Below are 17,394 nucleotides of genomic sequence, written 5' to 3' on the forward strand. Positions count from 1 at the left end.
AGAAGTGTCTTCACCTCCTTTCATCAATCTTTTCCGCTTTTACCGTGGGCAGGTGTCATATATACTATGGATATATGAATGCGCTTACTTATCTTAATTGGCAAAGGAAGAAGCACATGAATGAAATGAAGGAAGACAAATATGTCATCGGAGAACAACAATTCTCCATTCATCACATCTACCGTACCGGCTTCACCGTTATGCCCAGACCTCATGTTCATGACAACTATGAGCTGTATTTTTTGCTGCAGGGCGAACGCATCTACTTTATGAACGGCAAGGTATACACCGCTCGCAAGGGCGATCTGATATTCATCCTCCCTCATGACTTACACTCTACCGCCAGTACACAATTGGAGGAAACAGAACGCATTTTGATTCATTTTTCCCCGACGTTTCTCCCACAGCAGGATCATGACATTCTGGATCTACCGCCGTACCAGCAATCTGCGTTGCTTCGCTTACCGGCTAGAGAGCAAGTCGAAGTTGAACGGCTGTTCCTACAAATGAATACCGAATGTAGGAATAAGCAGCCTCTGCATGACCGCTGTGTACAGCATTTGCTGCTGGAAATGCTTATCCTGGTGCACCGATCGGAAGCGGCCGAGCGTAGTGAACTTGTTTCCTCTCATCCCATGCATCAGAAAATCACAGAAATTTCGTCTTTTATTCAGGACCATTTCAATGAGCCGTTAACTCTCGAACAAGTGGCCGCCTGCTTTTTTATTAGTCCGGCTTACCTAAGCCGCATCTTTCTAAAATTGACTGGCTTTCATTTCAGCGAGTACATCCGCGTAGTGAGGGTCAGGGCGGCTCAAACCAGACTGCGAACCACCAAAGACAAAATCCAGCACATTGCGGAGGATGTCGGCTTCGGTCATGCCTCCCATTTTAATAAAATCTTTAAAAAAATAACCGGACTCTCCCCTCTTCAATATCGTAAACAGGTTCGATAGGTATTCAGTGTAAATAATTAGGCGTTAATTTTATACATCCACTCTTGTCTTGTTTTTCCATTTTTATATCTGCTTGCTCTTTCATGGAACTAAAGACAAGCCACTTGAATTAAGCAAATTACACAACAAAAAAGCCATATTTCGCTGCAATGTATGCAACGAAGTATGGCCTATTACATCATCCATTCTATAATTTCAAGATGATATTCATCGTTTATCCATGATCTTTATTGTAATGCTTTGATATCCTGTAGCAGCATTTCAATATTTTCTTTCTTTGTGGCCCAACTAGTGCAGAATCGAACAGCAGTATGGGTATCATCAGCCTTTTCCCAAAAGGAGTAAGTATATTTTTCGCTCAATGCCTGTAATATACGATCTGCTATAATCGGAAACTGCTGATTGGTTGTGGAATGATATTGGAAAGAAAATCCTTGCTCGGATAATCCTTTTTGCAGCAGCATGGCCATATCTATGGCGTGTTTGGAAATCTCAAAGTATAAACCGTCTTCAAACAGCGTTTCAAACTGAATGCCCAGCATTCTCCCCTTAGCCAGCAGCCCTCCTTTTTGCTTGATCATGTATCTGAAATCTTGTTTCAAAGCATCATTTAGGATAACTACGGCTTCGCCCATCATTGCTCCAATTTTAGTGCCGCCAATATAAAATACATCGCACAGCTTGGCTATATCTGCCAAGGATGCATCACTATCCTCTGCAACCAAACCATAGCCTAAACGGGCCCCGTCTATAAACAGTGGTAAACCACATTCACGACACACTCCACTTAGCACTTCCAGCTCGGATCGGCTATAAATCGTTCCATTCTCGGTAGGTTGAGAAATATAAACCATCCCGGGCTGTACACAATGCTCAGGAGCAGAATCACCCCAGTGAGCGTCGTACAGTTCCTTTACCTGTTCACCCCGGATTTTCCCATCCTCGCTTGGCAATGTCAGTACTTTATGTCCAGTAGCCTCAATTGCTCCGGTCTCATGCACAGCGATATGCCCAGAAGTTGCCGCAATGACACCTTGATGCGGACGCAAAATCGAAGAAATGACCGTTGTATTGGTCTGTGTACCTCCAACCAAAAAGTGTACATCCGCATTTTCGGAGTCACATGCTTTTTTAATATAAGATTTGGCTTTTTCACAATGATCGTCCACACCATAGCCTGGGGTTTGTTCCTCATTCGTCTCCAGTAGTCGCTTTAAAATACGCTCATGAGCACCTTCGGTATAGTCGCATTCAAATCGTATCATTCTGTATCCTCTCCGAAATATCCAATTTCTTCTGAATTAACAACATAGATGCATGTAATTCTGTAATCTCTTCTTCTGAAAGTCCTTGAACTAATCTTAGAATTTGTTCATCAGATCTTTCATTCAATTGGTTGTAGAACGTTTTTCCTTTGGGTGTCAGACGAATTAGATTTGTTCTATTATCCAACGTTGAATTTTCCTTAACAAGAAAGCCCTCTTTGCAAAATTTAGCAATGATCCTGCTCATATAGCTGCGATCAATTTGAAGAGATTCGACCAGAGTATTCGCAATACACGGTTCGATCAACCCGATCTCTATAATGACACGTGCCTCGGTAAAGGAATATCCGCTATCCAGCACATGTCTATCTAAAACACCAAGTAAATTCGTATAGAACCGATTAAAACGCCTCATATCCGCTATGATATTAGCATCGATATTGACCATAACTCCCCCTATTTAGTGGACTTTTGCAACAATTATAGTAATGATATTTGTTGACTCTGTCAACAAATAAAAAGATCGTACATAAAGACATTCGCCTCATGTACGATCCGTATTTATAAGAAAAATTGCAGTATATTCTTATCTGTATTTACCTACATGGTCAATGAGCTATCGGTATTTATAGACTTTTCCTGCTTCTGCTTCCGCTTCAGCTTCAGATGAGCTACGACCATATACAGAGTCGGTACAACAAACAAGGTTAAAATGGTCGAAAAGATCAGTCCAAAAATAATGGTCGTTGCCAACGGTTTGAAGAGGATTTCCCCTATTGTGGCAATAGGGATCATACCCACAATCGCAGTTAGCGAAGTAAGCAAGATCGGACGGAAACGGGCAGAACATGCCATAAGAATTGCGTCTGTCAGTTCGGCTCCTTCACGCCGCGCATCTTCAATAAACTCTATCAACACAATACCGTTGCGCACGACGATACCGGCCAGTGAAATGATACCCATAATACTCATGAATCCAATTGGCATGCCTGAAATAAAGCTTCCAAGAATTCCACCTGCCGCTGCCAGATACACAGTGGTCATAATAATGAGCGGTGTGGAGACGGAGTAAAACTGCATCGTGATCAAGAGCAGGATGAGAAACACAACAATAATAGCTAACTTGCCCAGATCTGTAAAAATATCAGATTGCGCGGATGTTTCTCCGCCCATCTCCCAGGTATAGCCTGGTTCAAACTGTGTATGGGTTAGTTTGCTACGGATGTCATTAGTGAGTTCTGTAGCCGTACGCCCATTTGCATTGGCTGAGATCGTTACTGTCCGCTCCAAATCATAGCGGTGGATTTGCTGAATGGAAAAGTCCGGTTTCATCGTGACTAACTGGGATAAGGGAATTTGCTCTTTTGCCGCATTGGTTACACTTAATTGCTGGAACAATACCTCAGGATCATCGTTTGATTTATTCATGTATATATTGATATCCAGTAGTTCCTTACCTGTATCAAAATCCGTTACATTAACTCCGTCACCCATTAACAGCAGCGTACGTGTCAAATTGGAATAGCTAACCCGATATTTATCCAATGCTTGTGGATTGACTTGGAAATTCAGATTATAGCTTTGCATTCCCATATTATCGGTCACATCTACAGCTCCGGGGGTCGCCGCAACCATTTCTTTGACTTTAGCTGTCATGTTTTGCAGTTTATCAATGTCTTCTCCCTTCATACGGATAGACACCGCACTGCCGACCGGGATACCTAATTGAGGAACCCGAATGCTGATCAATGCAGATGGATATTTGGCTTGAAGCGTATGAGTCCAGCTATCCACTGTTTTTTGGAGATCGAATAGCCCCTCTTTTCCAACGACAGCAAGTTGACCGTTGACCGCTCCCCCGGAGCCGTGACCGCCTGCAACATCGCTATACATCTGAGGCGCTCCTCCACCTGCCGTTGCCGACAACCGTTCTGTTTCTGGTTGTTTTTTGACCCACATGCCAATCTCGTTAATAACCCGATTGGTTGCCTGCAACGACGTTCCTTCTGGCATCGTTACGCTGATGGTGGCATCTGCTTGATCGGATTCTGGGAATAGTTGAATGGGAACAACCGCAAGTAGTCCATAAGCGGCTGTACCAATCATAAGACCAACCAGCGCTGTTAAAAGTGGACGCCGTAGTATTCTTGGCATCCAGTTTTTAGAGTACACATTGGATAGAGACTGGATTTGATGCCCCAGAAGCCCAGGTGGCTTAACGGTTTGGTTCCTCTCTTTTCCTTTACGACGTTGATCATACCATTGGCGGAAAATAGGAATAATCGTTAGCGACATAATCATGGAAGCCAGCATGGTTAACGAAATAACGGTAGGGATCGGTTTAATAAAGTCTCCGATATTACCCGGCAGAAATAGCAGCGGGGCAAATGCTGCAACCGTAGCTAGCGTAGCTGTAATGATCGATAAGGACACCTCTTTGGTTCCTTTAATGGCTGCCTCCGTAGCATTTTCCCCAAATTCAGAGCGTCGGCGTTCAATGTTGTCATTGACCACGACCGCATCATCAACCAATATCCCTAGCACGATGATGAGTCCGATGACTGATATTTGATTCAGCGTAGTTCCTGTCATGGGCAAGAAAATAAAGCCGATGGCGATGGAAACAGGAATGGCCAACGCTACAAATGCAGAAGTTAGCAAATTCAAACCTAAAGTACATATCACAATGACCGATAAAATAGCAATAATCATCTCTTTGGTCAGATTTCCAAATATTTCACTCACTCGATCATTTTGTGCAAAAAGCAGTTCAAAATGTACATTCTTCGGCAAACTGCTCGCAAGTTCATTGATTTTAGCTGTTGTTGCCTTGGAAACTGTAGGCACGTCTGTGCCTATATCTCCACTCACACTGATCGAAATAGCAGGCTTGGTATTCACATACGTATAACTAGCTGCTTTTTTAAAAACAAGCGAGGCAGTACCTATATCCTTCAAAGATATCGGAAATCCATCGTCATTGCTTGAAATCTGGACATTATTCAGAATCGATGGGTCCGTTGAGGCATTTACCGTCAGCTGATAAGTACGCTCATTGAAATCCATACTTCCTGTAGGTACTCTATCATTCTCATCCTTGATCGCTTGGACAACCTGCTCCCAGGAAAGGTTATATTGTTGCATCTTTTGCGTGTCTAAACTAACTCGTACCTCTTGCTCGGGTATCCCTTGAATATTGACCTGCGAAATACCAGGGACTGTTTTTAATTGATCTTTCCATTTGTTCATTAATTCATTTAACGAATATAAATCCTCAACCTTATCAGAAGTAATCGCATATGAACCAATGAAAGAGCTAGTCATGCTATCATTGATCATAGGCTGCATCGCGTCCTCTGGAAGCTCAGATTGTGCATCCTGCACCTTTGTACGAAGATCAGCCCATACTTTGGTCGGGTCCGCATCATTCAAAGCTTCTATGATGATACTGGATTGGCCTTTCGATGAAGTAGAGGAAATCGTTTTGACACCTTGTACAGCTTTAATTTTCTGTTCCATGATCTTAGTAATGGTTTGCTCGATTCTTTCAGGTGAGGCACCCGGATAGATCGTTGTAACACTAGCTGTCATAGGAATAACATCAGGCTGCTCCTGTTTGGGTAATGATGTAAAATTGAAGAGCCCTAGCAGTATGCACATGCCAAAGAAAATAAGCGTAATTTTCTGCTTTTTAACAATATATTTAATCATTCGGACGACTCCTCCGATTTCCCAAGCACATCATTCCCAATTAAATCGCCATTAAATAAGGTTCCTGCTCCTTGTGTAACGATTTGATCGCCTGCCTGTAGTCCGGAGAGAACTTCGAATTGATTATTCGTCACTTTTCCCACTTTAATCGTGGTTTTAACAGCCTTACCATTCACAGCTTTAAATATATAAGGGTCACTTCCATTGCTAATCACGGCTTCCACAGGCACTAACAGTGCTTCCGCTTGATTCACACTTTTAGATGCGCTGATGACTTGACCAGGTTTCCAATTCAGTTCAGGATTAGGAATGCTAACTTCCACATTAATACTGCCCGTTTTGGTATTCGTGGATGGATAGATTTGAGTAACAGTCCCTGTTCTAATTTCATCATAGAGAGAAATATTTACTTTTTGGTTTTTCTTCCATGATAAGATTTCGCTGTCCGGTACGGGCAGAAGTACTTTTAAGGTCTTGATATTCCCGACAATGAATGCCTCACTTCCACTGGAGCCCAGTTGACCATCGGCTACTTTTTTTTCAATGACCACGCCAGTGATCGGGGAGGTTAAAGTCGCTTTTTTAAGTGACAAGGATGACTGTTCATAAGCAGCCAATGCATCCTCATAGGTAGCCTGCGCTTGAGCTTTACTGGCTAGCCCTTGCTGTTTCGTAGCAATAGCGGTCTCCAGCCCTGCTCTGGCCTGCTCTATACCAGCTGAAGCCTGGGTACGTTGTTCCTGCGAGGCGCCTGCAAGCAAGAGAGACAGCTGCTCTTGTGCGTCACTTAAACTTTTTTGTGCATTCGTTAATTCCAGCTGTGCATTCTCATTTTCCGACAATGATGCTGCGCCTGCCTGGAACAGGCTCTGTGTCCGTGCGGCATCCGCCTTTTTCTTATTGTAAGCATTGGTTGCCGCAGTAACCGCATTTTGTGACTGGGCAATTTCCTGTTTTTTGGCGCCATTGTTCAATTCCTGCAATTTCGATTGGGCCGCATCGACCTGGGATTGCGAACTATGGATACCCGCCTGTGCCGATTGAATGGAAGCCTCCGCTTGGCTAAGACCAGCCTTTGCCTTCTCCATGGTTGCCTTGGCCCGATCCAGTTGCAACTGGTAAGCAGATGTATCCAACTTCGCAAGGACGCTCCCTTTTTCTACGGAGTCCCCTACCTCCACCATAGTGTTCAATATACGTCCATCCGCTTCAAAGGAAACACTAGCTTCATTACTTGCCTGCAATGTTCCTGCCAAATTAAAATCATTGGCCAAAGGTTTCATTACAAGCTTCTCTACTTTTACCGGGTGACTGGCTTGTGTTACAGAGTTCTCCGCTGCACTGGAGCAACCGGAAGCTACTATAGCTAATGCAATCCCTGTAATCATGATCCTGATTTCTTTTCTCTTCAACTTCATGTCATCCTCCCTGATTCTCTCTTCTAAAGGTGCTATCAGCAACCCGTGGGTCAAGTAATTTTTTTCATTTCTTGTTTCATGTTATAACAATGAACACACAAAAAAATCGTACAAAGGGGCAAGCACCTTATGTACGACTGGGCAATGAAATAACATATATTTAGTTAACATCTCTAAAGCTGTAAAATACCACGCTCCAACGAAACGGCAACGGCTTCGGATCTAGAATCAACACCAAGCTTGTTATAAATATTCGTTAAATGCGCTTTGACGGTACGCTCGGAAATCCCCATATCAAAGGCAATTTCTTTGCTTTTAAAACCGTGTGCAACCGACTTTAATATGTGCCTTTCCTTATCAGTAAGAACTAAGCTACTTTCGTGCGGCTCTGGCTTGGCTTCTTTCTTATTCGTTGCAGCGAACACCCTAGCTGTTATTTCTGGCTGAAGCAACGTTTCGCCTCTAAGTGCTGACTCAATCGTGCGAAATAAGTTTTCCCGACTGGTATCTTTTAATAAATATCCCTTTGCCCCTAAAGAAAGTCCTTTAATCATGAGATCATCTTCGTTATAGGTAGTCAGGATAATGACTGGCGTTTCATTTTGTTTTTCTCTGAGGGCTTTCATAGTTTCCAAACCACTCATTTGTGGCATATATAAATCCAGCAATATAACATCCGGTTGAAGTTCTTCGATTAATTTAAGAGCTGTTATACCCTCTCCGGCCTCGCCAATAACTTCATAGCTGTCATTGGTCTCCAACACCAGCTTTAACCCTTCTCTAACGACCCAATGATCATCGACGATTAAAATCTTGTATTTCATGATAGGTCTCCTTTAGTAAGAGGCGCCTCTATTTTTATAGCTGTACCTTCTTGAACTATACTGTTGATATTTATGTTTCCACCCAGCATCCGTACACGTTCATGCATACCTATAATTCCGTAATGTCCTGTCTGCTTGGCAATAATATCCTTATCAAATCCTTTGCCATCATCGCGAATCTCGATTTCAATCTTGCCTTCGTTATCTAAAATATGAATCCATACGGTATTCGCATGTGAATGCTTTGCTACATTGGTTAAACATTCGCTTATTATAAACAATCCATGTTCGAACAACAGTCTGGGGACGGAAGCTTTAATTTTGATGTTGCGTATTACTCGAATGCTCGTAGCCATAGTAAATCGCTGTATTTCTTCCTCCACGGCCTCTGCAAAATCAACTTCCGAGATGGTTTTCGAACGCAGATTGTCTATAGCTCGTCTCGAATCAGACAACGTCCTTCGCACTTGTGACATCGATTGTTGGACGATCTCCTGAGCCCTTTGCGTACTTCCTTTTGTCAGATGAGCATCAATGGCTTCAAGCTGCATGATTAGCCCAGCAAGCCCTTGAGCCAGCGTATCATGCAGATCACGAGCCATACGTTGTCGTTCATTGGCAATTGTAAGTTCTTCCACCTTTTGATGTGCGGCTTCAAGCTCTTTCAGAACATTTTGCGTGCGGATTCGTGCTTTGACTTGTTTGAGAAAAAGAACGGCATAAGCTACTATAACAACGACAATTAGAAAAAATAACGGGATGAACAACACAAATTGCCTGCCCTCATTGTGAGAGACCACAGCCACACAAAAAAGCACATAGGAGATCAAAAATACAAGAATAACCTTGAGCGGCTTATAATAAATACCTATACTCTGACCCACCAAAACGGGCATTAGCCCCACCAGTACTATGGAGAAACTGTCAGGTAGAAGAAATGCACTTGCAAAGATCAAGCCCCCTTGTACAACAAAATAAGCCCATGAAAAATATTTTGCAACTCTATGAGCATGCAAGTACAAGAGGATATGCAATATGATGATTACAGTAAACAAGGAACTTTGCAACAGATATAAACCACCGAACAAATGTTGAAGAATGACAGACTCACTATAAATTATAAAAATCCATATAATAGTTAATATTTTCGAAATATCCTTGTTCTCAACTTCACCTTCACTTATTTCCGGATCTAGATTTTGAACCTGTACATTGAATTCATCGTTCATAATTCCCTCCTACAATTCTGAATTCATGCTTTTCAACTTATTAGAGACAATGCCGCTATGAGCAGCTGGTCCATTTCGTTTGAACAGAAATCATGTATAACTTATTTTACAAAAAAACGAAAAGAAAAAAACGTACACACGGGCAGCTTCACTTGTACGTTTGGGCATTGAATACTTTTTGTTCGATACGATCCAATTATACGTCATATAAAAAGCACGCAACAGGTTATCCTGTGCGCGCTTGTCCACTCCCTATTCTTCTTCCAACTCATCTGGTACATCATATTTATTGATATGCGAGGTCATTGCTGCAACAGCTGTGCTGGCATCTGTTGTGGCCGGTACTTCTCTGACCACATCGTCCGTCTGATCACGAAAATTCAAACGATCTGCCTCGATCTCTTTCTGTTGATTGGGTTTCACTTTTCATGTCGCTCCTTTCTATTCAAGGGTTTGATCTCGTTCTGTTAACGCGTACAAAGGCACTTCCCGTTCCTCTTCCGGATTGTTCAGCGCATAGATCCGTGCCGTCTCACGTTGTTCGTTCACATGCTGAATGTAGATGGGTAACCCATCGCACAACACATTTGCCATAATGGAAGAGGACGCTATTTCTTGTGCTCTTTGGACATTCATTTAGAAAAAACCTCCCTCGCTATATAGGTTCGTCTTTACTATGCACGAGGTAAATATTTGTTATACACATTTCATGCCAACATGTCCTTGTCTTATTCTTTTGAATTATGTTGACTGTTTTAAAACGCAATCATGAAAGGATATCATTTGAAAAAATAAATATTATTGTTATTATGGATTGAGAGATTCAGTTAAAACTGCATCTTAAATGAAAGAGAAGGAAAGGAGTAAGGATGGATGTTAAATGTATTAATGGTTAATTTTCCGGCAGAAGGACATGTAAACCCCACGCTTGGGATCACGCAAGCCTTTGCAGCACGAGGGGACCAGGTTCATTACATTACAACTGAGAAATACAAGAATAGACTCGAAGCAGTTGGAGCGAAGGTTCACCTGCATCCTGATCTGGTCAGGACTGCTTCCATTGATACCAACACTCCGGCAGGACTGAACGCATTTTTGAATATTCATATCCAGACTTCGATGGACATCTTAGCCATCACTCAGGAGCTGTCCGAGCGTATTCAATTTGACTTGGTGTTCTATGATCGATTCGGAGCTGGTGAATTAGTAAGAGATTATTTGAATATCCCAGGCATCTCTTCATCCCCATCTTTTCTCATTTCAAATCATCTGATGGCTGCCAATCTCTTCCGCTCCGACGCTAAAGTACCGTTTCAGCCTGATGAACAAGTAACGTCTTCACTGCAACTCATGAAAGAAAGGTTCGGTGTTGCTCCCAAAGAGCTGGTTCAATTTATGAACAATTCAGGAGCTTTGAATGTCGTATATACGAGCAGATATTTTCAACCGAATGGTGAACAATTTGGGGACGAGCATCTTTTTATTGGCCCCAGCTTCCCGGAGCGCAAAAGAGAAAATTCATTCCCGCTAGACAGACTACAGGGTAAAAAGGTTTTGTATATCTCGATGGGAACTGTTCTAGACCATACTGAGGACTTTTTTAACACCTGCATTGAGGCTTTTTCCGATTTTGAAGGCATCGTCGTGATTGCAGCTGGCGAAAAAGCTGACTTTACGAAAATTAATCCTGCCCCTGAGCACTTTATCATCTCACCCTATGTACCTCAATTGGAGGTATTACGTCATACAGATGTATTTATTACTCATGGTGGAATGAACAGTGTGAATGAAGGAATTCACTTTAATGTCCCCTTGGTGGTGCTGCCTCAGGACAAAGATCAGCCCATGGTCGCGCAGCGGTTAACGGAACTTCAGGCTGGCTATCGAATAACTAAAGATCAAATCAATTCACAATCGTTAAGAGATGCCGTACATGAGGTCGTGTCAAACGCAGCCTATAAAGAGGGCGTACAAAAAATAAATAATAGCTTCCAGCAATCCGGCGGTACAGAAGAAGCCCTCACCAAAATTGATGCTTATCTTGATGCTTATCTGCAAAATAAGCACGCCTAAAATCCCACGAGCAAAATGGCCACAAAAAACAGGAACCTGACCATCAACGGTCAGGCTCCTGTTTGTCATGCGATTCTATGTGAGAATATCCCACTTCTGGAACGAGGCCAACGTACATTTTCCGCTCGCAAATGCACGAATACCTGTTGATTCCATTCCGGGATACACTCTTCCTGTGAGGACGTATTCACCGTCACCGATGAATATTTCCACAGAGCTTTTATCGACGAAAATACGCAGCTCCAAACGTCCCTCTTGTAAGCCCAAGGGTACTCTTCTCTCTCCGCCCGGTCCGATACCAGCACGCTCACGGTTAAAACGGAATAGACCGTCATCGGGACGATACGACAGTACCGTTTCCTCTTCGTCGCCCACTCTCAGCTTCAAGCCGAATTCATCAGTATTACCAGCCTCGAACTCAAATACCGCCTTCAGTTCGTAGCTATCTCCGAACGTGTCCATGATCTGCTCGCCTGTCAGCAAGATATCCCGCTGCTCGAACAGATTGGATCGGTAATTTTCCACCTCATCAAGCGGACGGAACAGCAATCTGTCGTGGTCGATCACCGCTTCCCGCGGAAGACTCATCGCACCTGCCCAATGATGTCCCTGCTGGGTTGGCATCTCCGACTCCCACATATCCATCCATCCGATGATGATACGCCGCCCTTGATCATCCAAGGTTGACTGCGGGGCATAGAAATCGAATCCGTGATCTACCTGAGCATACCGCTCTGCCGTAAATGTTCCAGCCTCCGCATTGAAATCACCTATACCGTACATGGTGGAATGCAGATTACGGTATGCTTCTCCCTGAGCAGGCATGCGCTGTGGAGATAGCATGAACACGTGCCGATCGCCGAGCGGGAACAGATCTGGACATTCCCAATTATCACCGAAGCGTCCGTCACTCACAGCCAGCACATTGACATACGTCCAGCTTCTCAGGTCTTCAGATCGGTAAAGCAGTACAAGCCCGTTCCCTTGGGCGTCATTAGAACCAAGCACGACGTAGTATTGGTCCTCATGCCTGAACACCTTAGGATCACGAAAATCTTTGCGGCTGACCCTGTCCGGTATGGCGTCATAACCGATGACCGGGTTGCCCTCCCACTTTTCGAATGTCACTCCGTCTTCTGATACTGCAATTCCCTGTGACTGCTTGTAATCCTGATCTTTGTCGGGGCCGGTTACAACATGTCCGGTATACATCAGGACAAGCTTCCCGTCTTGCTCAACCGCACTGCCGGAGAAGCAGCCATCCCGGTCGAACTCACCGTCCGGGGCCAAAGCAACCGGTAGATAGTCCCACTTCATAAGATCGCGGCTGACTGCGTGTCCCCAGTGCATCGGTCCCCACACCGATTTATACGGATAATGTTGATAGAACAAGTGATACTGCCCGTTATATTGAATGAAACCGTTCGGATCATTCATCCAGCCAAATTCAGCCATTAAATGATAGTTCAGCCGATAATCCGGCCGAAGCATATGCTTGGATTGGGAAATAAATTGATCAGCATTTTCTCTCGTATACACTCTAGTATGTTTGATAAGGCATCCTACTCCTACAGTTATTTAATCGAACCTTGCATAACACCCTGAATAATATATTTCTGGGCGAACAGATAGATGATAATGATCGGAAATATCGTGAGTACCAAACTTGCCATCAATGGCCCATAATCCACTGTGTAGGTTCCATAAAAGTTGTATGTGGACAGCGGAAGTGTCCTTTGCTCAGGATCGACCAGAATGAGCGAAGGCAGCAGAAAATCATTCCAGATCCACAGTACATTGAGAATGGAAATAGTGGCCGTCGTAGGCATCAATACCGGAAACACGATGCGGAAGAAGGTCTGAATCCGCGTGCAGCCGTCAATCAGCGCTGCTTCCTCCAATTCCTTCGGAATACTCTTTACGAATCCATGATAAATGAAGACGGCCAGCGAGCTACCAAAACCGATATACATGTAAATCAGCGACCATTTGCTGTTCAGCAGATCAAGTGAGCCGTAAATTTTCACCAATGGAATCATGATGGCCTGGAATGGAATAATCATGGAAGCTACCATCAGCATAAATGTATATTGGTTGAACTTGGTGTTGTTTCTGACAAAATAATGAGCCGTCATCGCCGCAAACAGGGAGATAAACAAGACACTTAACACCGTTATGACCAATGAGTTAGTGAATGCAGTGATATAATTCATTTTATCAAATGCATTCATATAGTTGGTCATATTGAAGCTCTCTGGAAGCGATAACGGATTCGAGGTAATCGCCATATTTTCCTTGAACGAATTGATCAGCAGAAAGACGAACGGTACGATGAATAATATGAGTAGGACTGTTAGCACAATGAATTTGATCATGGAGGAAGCGATTTTTTTGTTTGCCATTACGCCTCCACCTCCAACTTCTTGCTAAAATAAACCTGGAGCAGAGTGATGAGAGCAACCATCAGGAACAGTACGAATGCTTCTGCCTGCCCCACACCATAGTCACGGGAAAGGAATGCCTTTTCATACACATGCATCGACACCATTTGAGTACTACTGAACGGTCCACCTTTCGTGAGCGCAAGGTTGACGTCATAGACCATAAATCCACGCTGCAGGGACAAAAATATACATACGATGAAAGAAGGAACCATCAAGGGCAGCACCATTTTCCGCAGTCTGGTCCAGCTGCTCGCCCCGTCAATGCTTGCAGCCTCCATAATATCATTCGGCACACCCGTCAAACCTGCAATATAAATGACCATCATGTAACCCGCGTTCTGCCACACGGTTACAATCACGAGTGTCCAGAACGCTTTGTCAGGATCAGCCAGCCAAGTCGTGCTGAGCGCCTGAATGTCGGCATGTTGTCCCAAATAGACAAGCACGTTGTTGAAGATGAACTGCCAGATAAAACCGAGTACAATACCGCCGACAAGGTTGGGCAGGAAAAACCCTGCCCGAAAAATACTCTGTCCTTTTAACCCTTTAGTCAGCACATAAGCCAGCATAAAAGCGATGACATTGATAAGAACAACGGTATAAAATACATATTTGAGCGTCAAGGCGAACGATTTCCAAAACTCAATATCCCGAAAAACGGCCAGATAGTTTTGGATGCCAACCAGCGTTAGTGTCGTGGAAATACCATCCCAGTTTGTGAACGTCAAATAAATGCCGTACAAAAATGGAATGATCATTACCGTTATGAAGGCAAACAAGGTTGGTCCGGTGAACAGCAGCCGTGTCCGTAGCCGGTTCCATACTCCTTTTTCCGCAATCATGGTGATCCCTCTCTTTGTTTCGGATTTCTCTCTCTATTTCCGGGTAATTTGAAATAAGCCTTATTTTACGCTTTTCCAGTAGTTTTCGATTTCCTTAGCCAGTGTTGCGCGATCGCCCTGCTTCGCCAGATATTTTTGCATGGAAGATCCTAGCTTAGACCAGTGATCGGCCGGCAGCAAGCTCATCGACTGCTCTGACTTGCCTTTTGCAATATACTCCTGAATGGATTTGCCAAGTGGATCGGCCGCAGGCAGTGTAATATTTTTGAACGCTGGGATAATGTTCGCTTTGTTTACGAGGAAATCCTGACCTTTCGCATCATAGACGATCCAGTTCAGGAACTTCTTCGCTGCCTCTTGCTGCTCCGGCGTACTCTTCTCCTTGTCAATGACAATACGTTTGGAAACAGCGGATGAAATTTCCTGATTGCCGTAGTCATCAGCATTGTTGCTGATGGGTACAGGCAAGAAACCATATTCTTTGTTAGCCGTATCAAAACCGCTGATTTGCGGCCATGCCCAGTTGCCCATGAACCAAATACCAACTTCGCCTTTGCCAAGCAGTTCTGGTCCACGCTCATAAGCGCCTGCCAGTGGGGAAGCCTGATCGATATTGTATTTCATCATGACGTCGAATGTATCCATAAGTCCGTTAAATACTGGATTGGTAGCCAAGTTAGCCTGGCCCGCTTTCAGTGATGCCATAAATTTGTCCACTTCAGCCATGTCTTTGTTCTGGCCTGCATAAGCAAGTGGCAAATAATGAGCGCCTAGGGACCAATCCATTGGTGAAATCACCAATGCTTTCTTCCCAGATGCCTCGATTTGCTGAAACAGCTTTTCAAGATCATTTCGGGTTTTAATTGTGGTGGGGTCAAAGCTTCCGCCTACCGCTTTATCAACAACCGCTTTGTTATAGATGAATCCGTAGCCTTCAACAGCCAGCGGAAACGCGTAATTTTTACCGTCAAACGTCGTCGTTGTGGTAGCGTTTTCAACAGTGTCCGCATTCCACTTTTCTCCGCTTAGATCGAGGATACGATCCTTGAATTTCTCCACATCACCTGTATCAAGCATGATCATGGTCGGCGGGTTTCCGGATGCATACAATGCAGAGGCACGCTCAAAAGGCGATCCACCGGCCGGAACCGGCTGGATTTCAACAGTAATGCCGGGATTGTCTTTCTGGAACGCCTTGGCGGCATCCTCAAGTTGTGAAAGGATTTCACCCTTAGAGTTCAAAAGTGTAATTTTCACATTTCCTGAATCCGCTGATCCCCCTCCAGAAGCTGAATTGCCTTCTCCTCCGGAGCCGCCGCATGCAGACACCACCATAACCAAAAGAAGCAGCATTACCATCCATTGAACTCTTTTGAATTTCCTCACTGTTGTCATCCCCCTATTTCTGTAATGGCTCTGAACGCTTAAATAAAACGCTTACAAACGGATTATATGTCAAAGAATCATTCTATGTCAATCGTTTGACATGTTAAACCTTTAACATTCTCTAAAAAAAATCTGTTCCCCTTGTTAGAGGAACAGATTTCATTCAGGTCGTTGCACGCTCAATCAGTTCAACAGGCAGCCGATTAACAGGCTGTACCTGCTCTCCCTCTGCCTGTCTACGAATCAGCTCGACCGCCAACCTGCCGATCTCTGCAATTGGCTGTCTTACCGATGTAAGTTCAGGCGTCAGCCAGGAAGCAGCGCTCACGTCATCGAAGCCTACAATACGCACATTCTCCGGTACATGCCGTCCGGCGCGGATATATTCTTTCAGCGCAAAGGCTGCAATAATATCGCTTGTTGCAAACACCCCATCCACATCTGGATGTTCATGAACGAGTTTGGAAATCAATCGCTCGTACTCCTTTTGGTCGAACACATTCAGGTCTGTTTGAACGATTACATGCTCGACACTATTCCTGTTCACGACATCCCGGAAAGCTGTGGTCCGCTCATTGGACAGCATGTTCAGCTCCAGATTTCCACATATATGCGCAATTTTCCGGCACCCTTTGCGAATGAGCAGTTCCGTAGCCAGCTCACCTCCGCGATAATTGTCCGAAGATATGTACGGGATTTGTGGATCAATCTGTCTGTCAAATGTCACAATTGGTGAATTCAAATGTCGGTACTCTTCTACTTCCAAGGTATGGCTACCCATAATGATGCCGTCTACCCGGTTTCGTTTTAACATATCGATATACACTTTTTCCTTCACAGGGTCCATATGCGAATTGCAGAGTAGAACCTTGCACCCCTGCTGATAGGCATAATACTCCACCTGGTTAGCAAGCTCACTAAAGAAAGGATGCGAGACATTGGGAATAATAAGACCGATGATATTGGACTGCTTGCGTAGCAGAGATCGTGCTATTTCATTTGGTTGATAATTAAGCTCTTCCATTGCATCGAACACTTTTTTGCGTGTAGCTTCGCTGATATAGCCCCGGTTATTCATTACACGGGATACTGTAGTGACCGACACGCCCGCTTTTAACGCCACATCATGAATTGTTGCCATATGAACCTCTTTCCGAGCAAAATACATACATATAAACTATACCCCCTCCTCATCTTTTCGACAACCTTAGGTATTATGTTAACCCATACATAAAACAGCGACAGC

Annotated in this window: 15 protein-coding genes; 2 read left to right on the plus strand and 13 right to left on the minus strand. The window is 44.0% G+C overall.

The annotated features are described in order from the left end of the window. Positions 1–116: 116 nt before the first annotated feature. The gene (locus tag MMB75_RS19495) at positions 117–956 is read left to right on the plus strand and encodes a helix-turn-helix transcriptional regulator (protein ID WP_016820412.1); all 840 of its coding nucleotides are present in this window, start codon (positions 117–119) and stop codon (positions 954–956) included. A 227-nt stretch (positions 957–1,183) separates the two neighbouring features. On the opposite strand, the gene MMB75_RS19500 is transcribed toward MMB75_RS19495, so the two are convergent. The 8 genes from MMB75_RS19500 to MMB75_RS19535 form a co-directional block, all read right to left on the minus strand. After that, a complete protein-coding gene (locus tag MMB75_RS19500) occupies positions 1,184–2,221 on the minus strand; it encodes a threonine aldolase family protein (RefSeq protein ID WP_045244983.1) in 1,038 nt (345 codons plus the stop codon). Then, complete coding sequence (locus tag MMB75_RS19505; protein WP_016820414.1) at positions 2,208–2,669, minus strand: MarR family winged helix-turn-helix transcriptional regulator; 462 nt, start codon at positions 2,667–2,669, stop codon at positions 2,208–2,210. Before MMB75_RS19505 ends, MMB75_RS19500 begins: the two co-directional genes overlap by 14 nt. A 152-nt stretch (positions 2,670–2,821) precedes the next feature. Then, positions 2,822–5,932 (minus strand): efflux RND transporter permease subunit, encoded by a 3,111-nt coding sequence (locus tag MMB75_RS19510; protein ID WP_045244982.1) that lies wholly within the window; start codon positions 5,930–5,932, stop codon positions 2,822–2,824. Continuing rightward, the gene (locus tag MMB75_RS19515; protein WP_045244981.1) at positions 5,929–7,350 is read right to left on the minus strand and encodes an efflux RND transporter periplasmic adaptor subunit; all 1,422 of its coding nucleotides are present in this window, start codon (positions 7,348–7,350) and stop codon (positions 5,929–5,931) included. Before MMB75_RS19515 ends, MMB75_RS19510 begins: the two co-directional genes overlap by 4 nt. 173 nt (positions 7,351–7,523) lie before the next feature. Beyond that, entirely contained in the window at positions 7,524–8,174 is a 651-nt protein-coding gene (locus MMB75_RS19520) for a response regulator (protein WP_025365899.1), read from the minus strand. Beyond that, the gene (locus tag MMB75_RS19525; RefSeq protein WP_045244980.1) at positions 8,171–9,403 is read right to left on the minus strand and encodes a sensor histidine kinase; all 1,233 of its coding nucleotides are present in this window, start codon (positions 9,401–9,403) and stop codon (positions 8,171–8,173) included. The genes MMB75_RS19520 and MMB75_RS19525 overlap by 4 nt, the downstream gene beginning before the upstream one ends. Before the next feature lie 252 nt (positions 9,404–9,655). Continuing rightward, positions 9,656–9,826 (minus strand): hypothetical protein, encoded by a 171-nt coding sequence (locus tag MMB75_RS19530; protein ID WP_186290450.1) that lies wholly within the window; start codon positions 9,824–9,826, stop codon positions 9,656–9,658. Between the two features lie 18 nt (positions 9,827–9,844). Continuing rightward, positions 9,845–10,039, minus strand: a complete 195-nt coding sequence (locus MMB75_RS19535) for an H-type small acid-soluble spore protein (protein ID WP_016820419.1) — start codon at positions 10,037–10,039, stop codon at positions 9,845–9,847. 237 nt (positions 10,040–10,276) lie between these two features. On the opposite strand from MMB75_RS19535, the gene MMB75_RS19540 reads away from it, so the two are divergent. After that, positions 10,277–11,476 carry a macrolide family glycosyltransferase gene (locus MMB75_RS19540; RefSeq protein WP_277509931.1) on the plus strand — a complete coding sequence of 400 codons (1,200 nt, stop codon included), beginning with the start codon at positions 10,277–10,279 and terminating at the stop codon, positions 11,474–11,476. 75 nt (positions 11,477–11,551) lie between these two features. Here MMB75_RS19540 and MMB75_RS19545 read toward each other — a convergent pair whose 3' ends face one another. From MMB75_RS19545 to MMB75_RS19565, 5 genes are all read right to left on the minus strand, one after another. Next, on the minus strand, positions 11,552–13,015 hold the full coding sequence (locus MMB75_RS19545) for a glycoside hydrolase family 32 protein (RefSeq protein WP_277509933.1): 1,464 nt from the start codon (positions 13,013–13,015) through the stop codon (positions 11,552–11,554). Between the two features lie 35 nt (positions 13,016–13,050). Continuing rightward, positions 13,051–13,878: a carbohydrate ABC transporter permease gene (locus MMB75_RS19550; RefSeq protein WP_277509934.1), complete on the minus strand. Its 828-nt coding sequence runs from the start codon at positions 13,876–13,878 to the stop codon at positions 13,051–13,053. Then, a complete protein-coding gene (locus MMB75_RS19555) occupies positions 13,878–14,762 on the minus strand; it encodes a carbohydrate ABC transporter permease (RefSeq protein WP_016820423.1) in 885 nt (294 codons plus the stop codon). Before MMB75_RS19555 ends, MMB75_RS19550 begins: the two co-directional genes overlap by 1 nt. Positions 14,763–14,822: 60 nt before the next feature. Further along, positions 14,823–16,148, minus strand: coding sequence for an ABC transporter substrate-binding protein (locus tag MMB75_RS19560; protein ID WP_277509938.1), 1,326 nt, complete (start codon positions 16,146–16,148; stop codon positions 14,823–14,825). Positions 16,149–16,311: 163 nt separating this feature from the next. Then, positions 16,312–17,316: a LacI family DNA-binding transcriptional regulator gene (locus tag MMB75_RS19565; protein ID WP_017425611.1), complete on the minus strand. Its 1,005-nt coding sequence runs from the start codon at positions 17,314–17,316 to the stop codon at positions 16,312–16,314. Between the last annotated feature and the right edge of the window lie 78 nt (positions 17,317–17,394).

It is taken from the genome of Paenibacillus sp. P2(2022), assembly GCF_029522175.1.
Taxonomy (GTDB): Bacteria; Bacillota; Bacilli; order Paenibacillales; family Paenibacillaceae; genus Paenibacillus; species Paenibacillus polymyxa.

What these genes read in the sequence shown, in the direction of transcription:
- MMB75_RS19495 (WP_016820412.1), top strand. Translation starts at nt 117, where the DNA reads ATGAATGAAATGAAGGAAGACAAATATGTCATCGGAGAACAACAATTC.
- MMB75_RS19500 (WP_045244983.1), bottom strand. Translation starts at nt 2,221, where the DNA reads ATGATACGATTTGAATGCGACTATACCGAAGGTGCTCATGAGCGTATT.
- MMB75_RS19505 (WP_016820414.1), bottom strand. Translation starts at nt 2,669, where the DNA reads ATGGTCAATATCGATGCTAATATCATAGCGGATATGAGGCGTTTTAAT.
- MMB75_RS19510 (WP_045244982.1), bottom strand. Translation starts at nt 5,932, where the DNA reads ATGATTAAATATATTGTTAAAAAGCAGAAAATTACGCTTATTTTCTTT.
- MMB75_RS19515 (WP_045244981.1), bottom strand. Translation starts at nt 7,350, where the DNA reads ATGAAGTTGAAGAGAAAAGAAATCAGGATCATGATTACAGGGATTGCA.
- MMB75_RS19520 (WP_025365899.1), bottom strand. Translation starts at nt 8,174, where the DNA reads ATGAAATACAAGATTTTAATCGTCGATGATCATTGGGTCGTTAGAGAA.
- MMB75_RS19525 (WP_045244980.1), bottom strand. Translation starts at nt 9,403, where the DNA reads ATGAACGATGAATTCAATGTACAGGTTCAAAATCTAGATCCGGAAATA.
- MMB75_RS19535 (WP_016820419.1), bottom strand. Translation starts at nt 10,039, where the DNA reads ATGAATGTCCAAAGAGCACAAGAAATAGCGTCCTCTTCCATTATGGCA.
- MMB75_RS19540 (WP_277509931.1), top strand. Translation starts at nt 10,277, where the DNA reads ATGTTAAATGTATTAATGGTTAATTTTCCGGCAGAAGGACATGTAAAC.
- MMB75_RS19550 (WP_277509934.1), bottom strand. Translation starts at nt 13,878, where the DNA reads ATGGCAAACAAAAAAATCGCTTCCTCCATGATCAAATTCATTGTGCTA.
- MMB75_RS19555 (WP_016820423.1), bottom strand. Translation starts at nt 14,762, where the DNA reads ATGATTGCGGAAAAAGGAGTATGGAACCGGCTACGGACACGGCTGCTG.
- MMB75_RS19565 (WP_017425611.1), bottom strand. Translation starts at nt 17,316, where the DNA reads ATGTATTTTGCTCGGAAAGAGGTTCATATGGCAACAATTCATGATGTG.